Below are 15,204 nucleotides of genomic sequence, written 5' to 3'. Positions count from 1 at the left end.
TTGCCTGATAATGAACAAATACGATATTATCCATACCATATATCCAATGCCAAAGGCATCTGTCGACAAGCTGGTGGAGAACATCACGGAAGTGGCTTACCTCAAAGGTTCCCTCATACTGGAAGCCGAAAAGACGGAGAGAAACATTTTCTTCGTCGGGAAAGGTATTGTCCGCGCCTACGTGGAAGCAAAAGGCAAAGAAATCACCTTCTGGATTGGTGCCGAGGGAGCCACAGTCGTTTCACTGAAAAGCTACATCGGCAACGCACCCGGTTATGAAACCGTGGAATGCATGGAGGACGTCATTCTTTACGTCTTGAAACAGAGTGTCCTGGCAAGATTGTTCCAAGAAGACATCCACATCGCCAATTGGGGACGCAAGTTTGCAGAGACAGAATTCCTACAGACTGAAGAGAAATTCATCCCCTTGCTGTTTACTTCCGCAGCCGAACGGTACGAAGTACTGCTGAAGAATAACCCGGAACTGCTGCAAAGAATCCCGCTGGAATGCCTTGCTACGTATCTGGGGATTACTCCGGTGAGTTTGAGCAGAATTAGGGCGGGGATTGGAAAACGATAAAACCATATCGTGAAGTGCCAATAAAAAGGCCCAATTTTCCCCCATTCTCAATTCTCCAACATCTACTATTATAACAAATTAATAGCAGACAACTCTTTAGTCAAAGATTGAATACCTCTTTGAAATTACAAACCTTTTATTATTTTAAATACAGAACTCCATGAGTCATTATTTTTATATTCAATGATATTACTTGCAGGAACACTTAATACAGCCGCTTCACTGATACCTAAGAAACTCATATTTCCTACCGTAGGAGGTATTGTAGTTCCTAATCTGAGTACGTTAAGTTCATCATTTCCATAAAAAGCAGCATCCCCTATTATTTGTAATTGTGTACAGTTTTCGGCATCAAATACTGTCATTTTTTTGCAATACGAAAAAGCACCATTATATTCATCGATACCACCTTCAATAAAAGAAAGTTTTGAGCCTTTTTCAAATGAAACGGATTTTAAAGCTGCACATCCTTTAAATGCTGTGGCACCTATTGACTCAACATTTGCAGGAATACGGATGGAGGTCAATGCTGTACAATCAGAAAATACCCCTAAATAAGCTTTATCATTATATTTGCCTTCTATTGATTTCAAAAGAGAATTATTTTCAAAAATTACGGTTTTCAAAGAAGTACATCCTTTGAACGCTGCTATATCAATTTTTGTCACTGATGACGGAATAATGATTTCTTTTAAAGCAGTACAATCTGCAAAGGCACCGTAATACCATTCATAAGACGTAGGAACATTATAGTACCCTCCACAACCCCCACCAATATGCTCCAAAACAGAACCAGACATAAATATCACACTTTCCAAAGCAATACAACCTTTAAATGCAGCAGGGCCTATTTTGCTTACTTTTGAAGGGATAGAAATACTAGATAATGCAGAGCAATTAATAAAAGCTCCATAAGCCTCTTCTGAAAATGGCCAAAAATCACCAGCAATTTCTTCAAGTTTTGAATCTAATTCAAAAATAACAGATTGTAAAGCAGAACAATTTGCAAATGTTGAAAAGCCTATCTTCTTAACATTCTTAGGAATTAAAATTGTAGTCAATGAAGTACAATCTGCAAATGCACCACGATAACATCCGCCACTACCTCGATAATCATAGGCGCCTTCTAACTCTTCCAGGTTCGAATATTCATCAAATGTTACTTTTGTCAATGATTCACATCCATGAAAAGCACCTCCTTTGATAATTTTCACACTTGCAGGAATATTTATTTCTTTCAACTTACTACAATCTTGAAAAACACCAGTAGGCATGCCTGAAGCACCATACCACCCTCCTTCTATTATTTCAACTTTAGAATCAGACTCAAATCTAACAGTTTCCATGTTTCTGCAGTAACCAAAAGCGCTATTACCAATAAATTCCACACTTGCAGGTATTACAATACTTTCTATTTTACTATCATGAAAGGCATTTTCACTTATTTCAACCAAAGATATCGGCAATAACAGTTTAGTCACATTCTTAGGTCCTTGTTTCATTTTTTGCATATCAACCTCCTGCATATCTAGTTCATTTAATAGAGGTAGATTTGAATTGATAAAATCAATATCATCACTATTCATCATCCCTGAGATTTTCAGCTTAGTAATAGCAGTCAATTCATAGTCAGACAGCAACCTTGATAAAGTTCCTGCAATCTTTTCATTTATCACTATTAATTCTTGCCCTTTCTGCTTAACAATAACCTGCTCCTGCAAATTTCCATTCTTTTCTTTAAAAATGAAAACAGCTTCACGCATAGCATTTGTTTTATTTGGAGCAATTGAATAATATAGGGTATGACTTGATAGAGAACGAGTTCTGTTAGAGATTATCCAATCCACATTGGGTTCCTTAACTTCAAAATCAAAGTTACTTTTAACTTCAATCGATATTGTTTCTCCTTCTGCTGATACCAAATATTCACTCTTAGTCAACAATAAAATGCCTCCTCCAGTCTGATATACCTTCAAAACCTCTTCCAATTCACCGCTTTGGAAGATTATTTCACCTTCACGTTTATCATACTCCTCACTCTTATCAATACCAAACACACATCTGTCCGGACTAATTGTACGCTTATGAATCCAACTTTGGTATTGCTCAGGAATAATAACTTCATAGGAAACATTTGCTTTTACCTCTACCTGAATTTCTCCTCCATTCTTATCTACCTCAAATTTTGCAGTAGTCAAAGTGATGGCATCTTTCTGCTTCTGCGTTACTACAATACTCCTCGTCAAGTCACCGGCTGTCAAGTTCAGTACCACATTACGGTCATCAACTCCTTCATTTCTTGCCACTCTAACCGATACTTGGTTTTCTCCAGCTTTGCCTTTATTGGGGAACACCGTACACCAGCTGACATCACCGCCTGACTGTGAAACATTTATCGACCAATCTTTATTGGTTGTAAAAGAAAGAATCGCTTCGCCACTATCCGAAGTGAAATCCAAGCTTTTAGTAAAGTAAATCTCACTATCAGGGTTAGGGATAATCTCTGCCGGAGCATCATCATCCGAACAACTGCTCAAAGCGGTCAACAGGCACAAGACTGCCATTGAGTACAACAAACGCACATAGATGGAACTTTTAGAATTCACTTTAAATAGAATCATAACCAGATAGTATTAGTCCTCGCGTTCCTCCGAGAATATAAAAAAAGACAGCGTGGAACTGCGTGCTATTCATCGTCTTTGAAGGTCCTAGGAAAACCCGATACACAAATGAACAGACAGCAGACCCACGCCGAAACCAGCGTAGGAATCGTCTGTGCCATTCTTGTGTATCTTGAAAATTTCCTAGGTTCTCAAAGACAAGAATGAAGCACAACGCTTCTTACAATATCATTTCACAAAACATTGAAGCTAAGGACACTTCCTTGCTTCGATGGCAAATTTAACGATAAAGAATGAAAACAAGAAAAAGATTGGAAAGTATTTTTAAGGCTGATACCTACAGAAGATAAATATGATTTTGTCATTCTGACACTTTGTATTTTCTATCGCACGAGAATCCCGTATTTCCGACCGATTATCCACACAGAAAGAAATACGAGAGCGAAAATCCATAAGTGTCAAGTTATAAGCATTATACCAAAACGAACGTCCTTCCAATAAATCGAAATCACACCTCCGAAAGCCCTGATACACCGAAAATGCAAAAGCAAAAGAACGTTTTACTAAAACAGAGTAACCGTTTTACTAAAACGCAATACCCCTTTTAGTAAAAAGCAATCACCCTTTTAGCTTAAAGGTGTAGCCAATTTCTGCATAAAAGCCCTACAAAAGCGGAAGAATATGCAAGAAGAACGCATCTTTATGACCCCAATATCCACAATATATCCTAAATTCGTCCTTCTGCCCAACCATGTGCGGCAGAGAAATCTACAGAAACATTACTTTTTGTCAAAAATATAAGGATATTACTGCCTTTCAGTACCTTTTACAACAACCCATGCAGTTCCCACGCCCGCACATGCCGTATTCCTTCATTGGATGGCAGACAGAAATCATCAAGCGAAACAACCAGTTTCTCATAATTATCTTGTATCGACTCCAACGAAGCATACTCACGACGCATCGTCTGCTCGTCAACCAACATATAAGTGGATTGCAGATAAACCGTGCGGTCGCCTTTCCGTGCCACGAAATCCACTTCCTTCTCTTTGGCACATCCGGTATAGACATCATAGCCTGCCCTGAGTAACTCCAGATAGACAAGATTCTCCAGTTTATAACCCACACCATAGGCTGTTCCGGGATAGAGGAAATTCTTAAAGGCAAGGTCGTTGATGTAATATTTCGCCGTACCGGACAGTATTTCCTTTCCGCGCAAGTCAAAGCGTTCACAACGATACGCCAAGAACGAGTCTTCGATATAGCCTATGTAGGCAGCCACGGCATCATAGCTCGTCTTCCGGCCCTGGCTCTTGAAATAGTTCACGATGTTGCCGATGGACACTAAATTAGAGGCATTGCCTACAAGAAACGCAAAAAGGTCCTCAAGCAGTCGGGGGTCACGTATGCTGTAGCGTTGGATGATGTCCTTCAGCAAGATGGTGTCCTTCAAGGCAGACAAGTAATTGCGCTGCACCTCCTGCTTTTCGGGCAAGACAAAAAGTTCCGGGATTCCGCCCGTATTCATATAGCCCATATAGCTCTCACGGTTCTGTTCCAGATGCCTTATCTCTGTATACTCCTGATAGCTGAAGGGATATACCGGAAATTGGACGTATCGCCCCGAAAGCAGCGTGGCAAGCTCACCGGACAGCATCCGTGAGTTGGAGCCGCTGATAAAGAGCTCGTACTCCTCGGTATAGTCCTGCGAATAAGAATTGACCGACTTTTCCCATTCTTCGATGAGCTGCACTTCGTCGATGAAAATATATATCCTCCCCTGAGGGTACAGTTCGCTTTTATAAAGCGTCACCAACTCTTCCAAATCCTTGTGAGTCTTCAAAAAAGCAAAGTCGCTCAGTTCCCGGTTGATGAACAAAGTGTTCTGCGGAGGGACACCGTTTCTTATCAGTTCCCTTGCTATCTGTCTCAACACATAACTTTTCCCAGCACGCCGCTGGCCGATGAGCACCTTTACAAGACGATTGCCTACGTAGTCCATGATTCTGCCGGTATAAGCTACCCGCATGAAACCGAAGTCAAAATCTCCTTCTGTCCAGAGATTGTACTTCCTAAGTATATCCATTCTTTCGTCCATAACCTAAACTTTAGTTGCAAAGATAACAATTTTCGGTTATAAACGAATATTTCTATCAACTCTTTCGTTCATAACCTAAAAAATTTGCGAAAAAGGCTAGATTTTCGGTTATAAACGAAAGATTCATTTAGACAAGCAAGGAGGATACTTCCTTTCCGCATCCCCCTTTATCGGCCGGATATTCCCTCTATAGAATCATCATTGTTGCATCTATATATCCACCGCGTTGCATCTATACTTCCACCGTGCTGCATCTATAGATGCAGCAAATCCCTTAACCTATCCTAATAATGCTGCTTATTGTCACCTATTTAGAAGCGAAATCATTATATTTGCGCCCATATATGCCAATACGTTGACTAAGCGATGGCAAAACAGCTTGTAAAAAACAAAACTGAATAATAACGAATTTCATCCGAATGAAACAGTACAAAACCGTAAACAACCTTGTAGGCTGGATTACCTTCCTCATTGCAGCGACGGTCTACTGCATGACCATCGAACCTACTGCAAGCTTTTGGGACTGCCCGGAGTTCATCACCACCGGCTATAAGCTGGAAGTAGGACACCCGCCCGGCGCACCGTTCTTCATGCTGGTAGCCAACCTATTCTCACAATTTGCTTCCGATGCCTCCACCGTTGCCAAGATGGTGAACTACATGAGCGCGCTGATGAGCGGCGCATGTATCCTGTTCCTTTTCTGGAGCATCACGCACCTGGTACGCAAACTTGTGGTGACAGACGAAAACAATATCACACGCGGACAGATGGTCACCATCATGGGTAGCGGTCTGGTGGGCGCACTTGCCTACACGTTCAGCGATACCTTCTGGTTCAGCGCTGTGGAAGGCGAGGTGTATGCCTTCTCCTCACTGTTCACTGCCGTCGTATTCTGGCTCATACTGAAATGGGAAGACGTCGCCAACGAGCCTCACAGTGACCGCTGGCTGATTCTCATCGCCTACCTGACCGGTCTGAGTATCGGCGTGCACTTGCTGAACCTGCTCTGCCTGCCCGCCATCGTACTGGTGTATTACTACAAGAAGGTGCCCAATGCCAATGCCCGAGGCTCCCTGCTGGCACTGCTCGCTTCGGGCATACTGGTTGCAGCCGTGCTCTACGGCATCGTGCCGGGTATCGTGAAAGTGGGCGGCTGGTTCGAACTGCTCTTCGTCAACACGCTGGGCATGTCCTTCAACACGGGTGTCATCGTATATATCATCCTGCTGGCAACCTGCCTCATCTGGGGTATCTACGAAAGCTACACCGAACGCAACAAGGCACGTATGGCACTCTCCTTCATACTCACCATCGCCATGCTGGGTATCCCGTTCTACGGACACGGTACCAGCTCGGTAGTTATCGGTGTCATTGTCATTGCCGCATTGTGGCTCTACCTCCGTCCGAAGACGCAGGCAGCCGTCAAAGAGAAATTCCGCGTATCGGCACGCACGCTGAACACCTCGCTGCTCTGCACCATGATGATTGTCATCGGATATTCCTCGTATGCACTTATCGTCATCCGCTCCACCGCCAACACGCCGATGGACCAGAACTCTCCGGAGGACATCTTCACACTGGGCGAATACCTGGGACGCGAGCAGTATGGCACACGCCCGTTGTTCTATGGCCCTGCCTTCTCCTCGCAAGTGGCGCTGGACGTGAAAGACGGTTACTGCGAACCGCGCATCAAGTACAACGGCACGAAGTTCATCCGCAAGGAGAAAGCTACACCCAATGAAAAGGATTCGTACATCGAAATCCCCGGACGCATTGAGTACGAATATGCCCAGAACATGCTGTTCCCGCGTATGTACAGCAGTGCCCATACACAACAATACCATGCCTGGCAGGACATCAAGGGTTACGATGTGCCCTATGACAAATGCGGCAACATGATTATGGTAAACATGCCCACACAGTGGGAAAACATCAAGTTCTTCTTCTCCTACCAGCTCAACTGGATGTACTGGCGCTACTTCATGTGGAACTTCGCCGGACGCCAGAACGACATACAAGGCAGCGGAGAAATTGAACACGGCAACTGGATTACCGGTATCCCGTTCATCGACAACTGGCTGGTGGGCGACCAGAGCCTCTTGCCTCAGGAACTGAAAGACAACAAGGGACACAACGTATTCTACTGCCTGCCCCTGCTGCTGGGTATCATCGGCCTGCTATGGCAAGCCTACCGTGGGCAGAAAGGCATCCAGCAATTCTGGGTGGTCTTCTTCCTCTTCTTCATGACCGGTATTGCCATCGTGCTCTACCTGAACCAGACTCCGAGCCAACCGCGCGAACGTGACTATGCCTACGCCGGTTCGTTCTACGCCTTCGCCATCTGGATTGGTATGGGTGTGGCAGGACTCGTCCGTCTGCTTCAAGACTATGCCAAGATGAAGGAACTGCCTGCTGCCGCCATCGTTTCCGTAGCCTGCCTCTTTGTCCCCGTGCAGATGGCAAGCCAGACTTGGGATGACCACGACCGCAGCGACCGCTACATGGCACGCGACTTCGGCCAGAACTACCTGATGTCCCTACAAGAAAGCGGCAACCCGATTATCTATACCAACGGTGACAACGATACCTTCCCCCTCTGGTACAACCAGGAGACCGAAGGTTTCCGTACCGACGCCCGCACCTGCAACCTCTCGTACCTGCAGACCGATTGGTACATCGACCAGATGAAGCGCCCCGCCTACGACAGTCCTTCTCTCCCCATCACCTGGGACCGAATGGAGTACGTAGAAGGCACCAACGAATACGTCCCCATCCAGCCTGAGTACAAGAAAAGCATCGACCAGCTCTATGCCGAAGCCGAGAAGCAGGCACTGGACGGTAATCCCGAAGCACTGGTCAATGTAAAGAAAGAATTCGGTGACAACCCGTATGAGCTAAAGAATATCCTCAAGAACTGGGTGCGCAACAAGAATCAGGACTTGAAGGTGATTCCTACCGACAGCATCGTCATCAAGGTAGACAAGGAAGCCGTGCGCCGCAGCGGCATGATGATACCGGGCGACTCAATCCCCGACTACATGCACATTTCGCTGAAAGGCAAACGCGCCCTCTACAAGAGCGAGTTGATGATGCTCGAAATGCTGAGCGAGGCCAACTGGGAACGCCCCATCTATATCGCTGTCAGCGTAGGCAGGGAGAACCAGCTGAATATGGAAAACCACTTCGTTCAGGAAGGTCTTGCCTATCGTTTCACTCCGTTCGACACCAGTAAGACGGGCGTGACAATAGACTCCGAAAAGATGTACGACAACCTGATGAACAAGTTCAAGTTCGGTGGCATCGACAAGCCAGGCATCTATATCGACGAGAACGCCATGCGCATGTGTCACTCTCACCGTCGCATCTTCTCCCAACTCGTGCAGCAGCTGATGCGTGAGGGCAAGAAAGACAAGGCAAAAGCCGCCCTGGACTATGCCGAAAAGATGATTCCCGCCTACAACGTGCCTTACGACTGGCAGAACGGTGCCGTACAGATGGCAGAAGCCTACTACCAACTGGGCGAAACCGCCAAGGCGGACGAGATGATGAAAGCCCTTGCTGACAAGGCTGTAGAGTACCTGACCTGGTATCTGAGCCTGGATGACAACCGCTTCATGATTTCTACCCGTGAATTTGAATACCACTGGGCTGTACTCGATGCCGAGGTGAAGGCCATGAAGAAGTACAACTCCAAGCTCGCCGAAATCTACGAGCCGAAGGTGGAAGAACTGTATAATATGTATGTGGACAGAATGAAGGAGTGAGAATAAGGATTAGGGATTAAGGATTAAAGGATTAGGGATTAGCCTGTGCAGTTCATCACTAATCATTAATAACTAATCCTTAACCCCTAATCCTTAATCATTAACCCCTAATCCTTAATCCCTAATCCCTTAATCCTTAATCACGTGTTTATAGAACAACCTCCTGAGTTTTTTCGCAAACTATATCCCGGTGCAGTCTGGAGGATGGACCCCAATGAAAAAGCCGTTTATCTGACTTTCGACGATGGCCCTATCCCCGAAGTAACTCCCTGGGTGCTCGACCTGCTGGATAAGCACAACATCAAAGCCACCTTCTTCATGGTAGGTGACAACATACGGAAGCATCCGGACGAATTCCGGATGGTCGTTGAGCGTGGGCACCGCATCGGTAACCACACCTTCAACCATATCCGTGGATTTGAATACACGGCCAAGAATTATCTGGGAAATACCGAACAGGCGAAGATTTTCATGGAAATGGGTGGGGACATCAATTGCAATGTGGAGAAGGTTCTCTACCCTCTCTTGTTCCGCCCTCCCCACGGCCATATGTTCGCCAACCAGTATCTCACGCTGAAACGAACCTACAAGATTGTGATGTGGGACCTCGTGACCCGCGACTACAGCAAGAAGCTGCGCGGTCCGCAAGTGCTTGCCAACGTGATGCGCTACGCCCGCAACGGCTCCATCATCACCTTCCACGATTCCCTGAAATCCTGGTGCAACGGAAACCTGCAGTACGCATTGCCGCGCGCCATTGACTTCCTGAAGGAAGAGGGATATGAATTCAAAGTATTATAAACTTGAAACAGCAGAAAGTTACCAACATCTGCTGTCACAATAAATTCTACATAAAATAAGAAGGGGTTGTCTCGGCAAAAGGCAACCCCTTACATTTTATAGGCTCATGTCCTGTTCCACAAGAATAAACAGATGTTTTATAATTACCAAGTAAATGTACATCTGTATTCATCCCACTGGTCTTTTACAACCAGTTCCGTAGGATAACTGTCGGAATTCAATGTCCATGTAAAATACATATCGGACACAGAGTCCTCGCCATTGTATGTATAATGCCCTACAAGCGGCAGATGTTTCGTAGCCTTACCAAGCATGCCTCCATAATAGGCATATATCATCTCGTCCATATCCACATCCAGTATTTCATCAAACAACATCAGGCAGCCCTTATTCTCGATAGGAGCTGTTATATTATCCGTCGTATAGTCTATGGCAGCACTATACTCCCACTCGTCATTGCTGTCGATAATTCCGTCACCATTGAGATCCCCACTAGCTACATAACGTGTGGAAGTCTTCACCACATCTCCATCCTTATAGGTGATGTTCGTTATTTCACCATCGCTTTCAGAGCGTTTCATTACAACCAGATGGCCTTCAGTGTCGTATTCCATCTCCCAAGTAAACTCATCGGCATCGGGAGTACCAGCGTGGTCTATTGAGTTGCAAAATTCCACATAACCATCGCTGTTGAGCTGCAAGTTCAGTTCTGTAACATCGCCCTCTTCATCCGTCACGGTGATTCTTGCTCGGTCCTTTGCAACATCTGCCTTTGTAGTAGCGGGAAAGTACTCAAAGACGGCTTTATCCCCATCCTCAGTTGTAATGTTCGTCACCAGCCCTTCTTCATTGTGAGAAATCGCCATGCCCGAAACCGACTTCGGAAGCCCTCCCGTAAACACTTGCGAAGGATTGACCACAGTGGCGGTGTTTTCGCCACCCTCACCATTCTCATTTTCGTCATCGTCACTGCAAGCAGTGAATCCCAAGCACAACGCCACACCCAACATGGAGGCAGCCATCATTTTAAACATTTTCATAAGTTACAAATCTTGTTTTATCCCCATCCCTCTAAGGAAAATCCATAATAACAAAAGTATAAGGAATGCCGTCCGTATCTCACGACAACAAGACTCTGCCATTCAAACCCGGACAGATACTTTTGGCCATTTATCATTCCCAGACAAAGCTTAATATTTTTTGCAAAGTAATAAACTTTTCCTTTCACTCCTTGTCACTGAAAAAGGTGATTTTTCAGCCACATATAGAAAAAATTCAGCATCTCCAATAAAAAGCAAAATGAATAAGACGTATATTTGCAACAACTAAGCACAGATTGAATTCCACTAAAATATACCGATATGAGGGTACGCCATACTAAGCTATTATCACTCCTCTTTTCTTTAACCACTATCCTGCTTCACGCCGGAGAAATACCAACAGACACTCTGTTGGCACACTTCTACAACCGGGCAGCCAATCTCATGGAAGAAGGACACTACGATGAAGCGCAACGTAGCTTCGACAGCGCCTTTGCCACCCGGAACGTAAAGCACTCCTTCATGTATCCCATCTTGCTGAACGAACAAGCCACACTGCTGGTCTATGTGGGAAAGACAGAAGAAGCCTTTGCCATGAAAAAAAATGTGCTCCCCTACCTGCCGCAGATAGATGATTTGGAAAAGCACATCAGCGTATACAACGATTTGGGCCTCCTCTACCGTCAGCACCAAATGAATGACTCTACACTCTACTATTACAATAAAGCACTGGACACTGCCTTGCAATACGGAGACGAAAGCTGGATAGCCCACATCTGCAACAATGTGTCCATCCTATACTTCAATATCAGGCAGCTGGACGAAGCCGAAAAGTATACCGACATGGCCGCCGAACATGCCGCCAGAACCGAAGACCCATTCGTAGCCTTCACCACCTGGCAAATCAGGGCAACCATAAAGGCTGAACTGAACAAGCTGGATGATGCTGAAAAATCCAACCGCAAAGCCTGGAACATTGCCTGCCACGGAGAGGGAAACGAAGACCTATGGAAGATACGCTGCCTGCCCGGCATGCTGAGACTCTTTGAACGAAAAGAACAACCCGATTCCATAGACCACTACTTGAAATTGGGGAACAAACTACTACAACGGGTACCATCCAACTCCATCGCTGCCATAGGATTCATACAATCGAGGGCAGCCACCGAAACAAACCGCAAAAACTATGCCCGCGCCTTGAAGGACTTCCACTGGCTGCGTAACCGGAAAACCGGTACCGAGCCCAAAACATTATTTACACAAATGGCACGATGCTACGATGCCTTGGGAAACCCCAAACTGGCCTACACCTATATGGATAGTGCCCGCATGTGGACTGATACGCTGGCACAGCACAATCTGACGCAACAAATGGCAGAATTCAACGTGAAATATCACACACAAGAAAAGGAATTGGAGATAGCCCACCTGCAACAAGAACAACTGGAACACCAAGCCTTCCTGCTAAAAGCCTCCATTGCTGTAGCCCTTCTGTCCGGTCTTGCTCTCATTACTTTGTTGACGCTCCGCCACAAGAAACGAATAGCCGAAAAGAAGATTGAACTGCTAAAGCAAGAAAACGAACTGAACTCGGCACGCCGTTACATTGAAGGGTTGGAAGAGGAATGCAAATATTTTGCCAAGGAACTGCATGACGGCATAGCCAACGACCTGCTGGGGCTGCAAATGAAGATAGAAACTTCTGCCAGCAAAGGGAATGAGCAGGAACTGGCCTCACTCGTCAGCAAACTGAGAAACAACGTGCGGAATATCTCACACGAACTGATGCCTCCCGAATTCGAGCATCTCAGTCTAGACCAGATACTCGACCGTTATGCTGCCAAACTGACCGAGAACACCGGCATAGAGGTCAGCTATCATCCAACGGAGAACAACGCATCACGCCATCTTCCCAATGAAACCGCTTATGAGCTGTACCGCATCGTACAAGAGCTCACCATGAACATCGTGAAACATGCCTCAGCCAGTCATATAGTCATCAGTCTCCGTGCCGACAATGAAAATAAATATACCCTGCAAATTACAGACAACGGTAAGAATGCAAACAAGCAACAAACAGCAACAAACAACAATGACGGCATAGGATTGCGCACCGTAAACGACCGTATCAGAGCCATCAACGCTACCGCCAATGTATGCTCGTCAACAGAAAACAACGTTTTCACCCTACTGCTTAACATAAACGAATGAAACCAAACAAAGAAACATACAGAATACTGGTAATAGATGACCACCCGATTGTTGCTGAAGGCATCATCGCATTGGCCTCGCAACTCGAAGGAGTGACGTGCAAAGGAGCCACTTGTGCAAAAGACGTGGAACAACTGACCCTCAAAGAGAGATTCGACCTTTGCATCATTGACCTTGAACTACCGGATATGAATGGATTCCAACTCATATCCCACCTTCACAGCCAGATACCCAAATGCGGCATTTTAATCTATACCATGCATGAAGAACCTTGGATCATAGCCAAATTATCCACCCTAAACATCAACGGAGCTGTTTCAAAAAATGCCAGCACCAGCGAATTGAGAGACGCCATCAGTACACTGAAAAACGGAACCAGATACTTCAGCAATGTTTTCAGCGAACTGGACAAGGAAAAACAAAACACCCTACCACATGCACTTCCCGAATTGTCGAGACGTGAAAAAGAAGTGCTCGCCTATCTCTCGCAAGGACTGAGCACTTCTGAAATATCCCAATTACTATTTCTCAGCATCAATACAATACAGACTTACCGGAAGCGCCTGATGGAAAAACTGGAGGCCAAAAACGTTGCAGAACTTGTCTACAAGGGGAAGAGCTTATTCTGAGAACACTTGTCATTCGCCCGGACAGTTACAAGCCTCCAGCTTCTCAAGCTTCTCCGTCTGAAAAGGAAGAAAATCAACTTAGCGGATACTCACCGTCATCGGATTGCGCACCTTCTGTGCAAAATCAGCCATGTATCGGTTCCAGGCTTCAGCAGTCTTGATGTCTGCGCGGTCCCAGGCAAAGCCCCAGTAATACACGTAGTCAGCGCCCGGCTCATAGTCGCTGACAACCAGTACATGACCGTCCGCATTGTTACGCATCTTCTTCTCCTCTATGGGGAAAAGCACGGTTTTGGCTTCCTTCACAACGGCAGGGAAAGCGGCCCCCATAAATATCTTGCCATTATCCGGTCCGGTAGTGGGGTCTACATACGTCATATAACCACCGGCGGCATCAGCCACCACAGCACCGTCCGGTTCGTGCAGCACAATACCGGTAACAATGGGCAAAGATTCCTTTAGATTGCTATACGAAACGGCAGTACGGTTCAGATGAGAACCGGCATCCAGCGTAATCAGACGCGTTTCCACCACCGCAGTATCCCCTTTCACAGCCAACGGATTGAACTCCAGCTTCACGGTGAAGCGCAACGGACCGTTGTCCAGCACCTCCTGCGTCTTGTAGCACCACGGATAGATAATGGTATCATTCACCATCAATGCAGACACTCCGGCTCCCAATGTTGGGCCTACTGCATAGCAGTCCATGCCATAACCGTGGTCTATATGATAGGAGAATGTGCGTACCAGCTCATCGGCTGCCTTCGGGTCTGTCTTGCGCAATTCATTAACCTGCTTCCAGGAGTCTGCATCCAGTTCCTTGGCATACATGTCTTCCAGTACCGGTGCAGCAGTGCCTCGCTTCGTGAACAAGTCGTAGCCGAAACCGCGTTCACCCCTTGCCTGCAATGCAGGACCGTAGGCACGGAAGCCTACCAAGTCGTTCTCCCAGGCCATGTCGTCCAGACGTTCGGGATACTGCCGCCCACAAGCCCTTACCTCCACATCGACGGGAGTACCGGCCTGGACGGTATATGCAGCCGATGCATTGGCGGCTACCGTAGCAGGGAAGATTAATTTGTCATCGTAGGTCACTTGGTAAGGCACCTGCTCCCCTTCGACATTCAGAACCACAATCTGTGCGGTGTCTGCCAGATTCAGAAGGTTTGAGATTTCGGTCATGGACACCTCTACCATCTCATCGGAACGGTCCATCGCTAACGGATTGGTTACCGTAACAGTCACTATCTTGCTATCGTTGCAAGCAAGACAGCAGAGGGCCGCCATACATAATAAAAGAAAGTTTCTCATATAATCATTGCTTTTTCCTAATCAGTTGTATAACTTTCTTTTAGGCGCGGATTTCGCGGATTATACGGATTTTCCTTATCCTTTCCGCGAAATCCGCGTAATCCGCGCCCAAAAGAAAAAGGTGACAAGTGACATTATCCTGCCACTTT

The 15,204-nt window shown here is 46.0% G+C and carries 9 protein-coding genes; 5 read left to right on the top strand and 4 right to left on the bottom strand.

Annotated elements, in window-relative coordinates; genetic code table 11:
* Positions 1–10: 10 nt before the first annotated feature.
* Entirely contained in the window at positions 11–580 is a 570-nt protein-coding gene (locus tag DWX62_RS15780) for a Crp/Fnr family transcriptional regulator (RefSeq protein ID WP_120173003.1), read from the top strand.
* Between the two features lie 125 nt (positions 581–705).
* On the opposite strand, the gene DWX62_RS15775 is transcribed toward DWX62_RS15780, so the two are convergent.
* Together DWX62_RS15775 and DWX62_RS15770 are read right to left on the bottom strand one after the other, a co-directional pair.
* Positions 706–3,201 carry a leucine-rich repeat protein gene (locus DWX62_RS15775; RefSeq protein WP_120173002.1) on the bottom strand — a complete coding sequence of 832 codons (2,496 nt, stop codon included), beginning with the start codon at positions 3,199–3,201 and terminating at the stop codon, positions 706–708.
* An 826-nt stretch (positions 3,202–4,027) separates the two neighbouring features.
* Positions 4,028–5,299 carry an ATP-binding protein gene (locus DWX62_RS15770; RefSeq protein ID WP_120173001.1) on the bottom strand — a complete coding sequence of 424 codons (1,272 nt, stop codon included), beginning with the start codon at positions 5,297–5,299 and terminating at the stop codon, positions 4,028–4,030.
* Positions 5,300–5,718: 419 nt separating this feature from the next.
* On the opposite strand from DWX62_RS15770, the gene DWX62_RS15765 reads away from it, so the two are divergent.
* Both DWX62_RS15765 and DWX62_RS15760 read left to right on the top strand, forming a co-directional pair.
* On the top strand, positions 5,719–9,063 hold the full coding sequence (locus DWX62_RS15765; protein WP_120173000.1) for a DUF2723 domain-containing protein: 3,345 nt from the start codon (positions 5,719–5,721) through the stop codon (positions 9,061–9,063).
* A 144-nt stretch (positions 9,064–9,207) separates the two neighbouring features.
* Positions 9,208–9,864: a polysaccharide deacetylase family protein gene (locus DWX62_RS15760; RefSeq protein WP_005831030.1), complete on the top strand. Its 657-nt coding sequence runs from the start codon at positions 9,208–9,210 to the stop codon at positions 9,862–9,864.
* 143 nt (positions 9,865–10,007) lie between these two features.
* Here the strand turns inward: DWX62_RS15760 and DWX62_RS15755 are convergent, their stop codons facing one another.
* Positions 10,008–10,904, bottom strand: coding sequence for a DUF4595 domain-containing protein (locus DWX62_RS15755; RefSeq protein ID WP_005831035.1), 897 nt, complete (start codon positions 10,902–10,904; stop codon positions 10,008–10,010).
* Between the two features lie 321 nt (positions 10,905–11,225).
* Between DWX62_RS15755 and DWX62_RS15745 the strand changes: the two genes are divergently transcribed.
* A complete protein-coding gene (locus DWX62_RS15745) occupies positions 11,226–13,115 on the top strand; it encodes an ATP-binding protein (RefSeq protein WP_061411979.1) in 1,890 nt (629 codons plus the stop codon).
* The gene (locus DWX62_RS15740) at positions 13,112–13,744 is read left to right on the top strand and encodes a response regulator transcription factor (RefSeq protein ID WP_009037552.1); all 633 of its coding nucleotides are present in this window, start codon (positions 13,112–13,114) and stop codon (positions 13,742–13,744) included. Before DWX62_RS15745 ends, DWX62_RS15740 begins: the two co-directional genes overlap by 4 nt.
* Positions 13,745–13,822: 78 nt before the next feature.
* Here the strand turns inward: DWX62_RS15740 and DWX62_RS15735 are convergent, their stop codons facing one another.
* Entirely contained in the window at positions 13,823–15,055 is a 1,233-nt protein-coding gene (locus DWX62_RS15735) for a DUF4861 domain-containing protein (protein WP_005838041.1), read from the bottom strand.
* Between the last annotated feature and the right edge of the window lie 149 nt (positions 15,056–15,204).

Source organism: Bacteroides sp. AF20-13LB (assembly GCF_003603065.1).
Taxonomy (GTDB): domain Bacteria; phylum Bacteroidota; class Bacteroidia; order Bacteroidales; family Bacteroidaceae; genus Bacteroides; species Bacteroides uniformis.
This window is presented reverse-complemented; position numbering and strand designations above follow the sequence as displayed.

Coding starts and splice junctions, on each gene's coding strand:
- DWX62_RS15780 (WP_120173003.1), top strand. CDS start 11: ATGAACAAATACGATATTATCCATACCATATATCCAATGCCAAAGGCA.
- DWX62_RS15775 (WP_120173002.1), bottom strand. CDS start 3,201: ATGATTCTATTTAAAGTGAATTCTAAAAGTTCCATCTATGTGCGTTTG.
- DWX62_RS15770 (WP_120173001.1), bottom strand. CDS start 5,299: ATGGACGAAAGAATGGATATACTTAGGAAGTACAATCTCTGGACAGAA.
- DWX62_RS15765 (WP_120173000.1), top strand. CDS start 5,719: ATGAAACAGTACAAAACCGTAAACAACCTTGTAGGCTGGATTACCTTC.
- DWX62_RS15755 (WP_005831035.1), bottom strand. CDS start 10,904: ATGAAAATGTTTAAAATGATGGCTGCCTCCATGTTGGGTGTGGCGTTG.
- DWX62_RS15745 (WP_061411979.1), top strand. CDS start 11,226: ATGAGGGTACGCCATACTAAGCTATTATCACTCCTCTTTTCTTTAACC.
- DWX62_RS15740 (WP_009037552.1), top strand. CDS start 13,112: ATGAAACCAAACAAAGAAACATACAGAATACTGGTAATAGATGACCAC.
- DWX62_RS15735 (WP_005838041.1), bottom strand. CDS start 15,055: ATGAGAAACTTTCTTTTATTATGTATGGCGGCCCTCTGCTGTCTTGCT.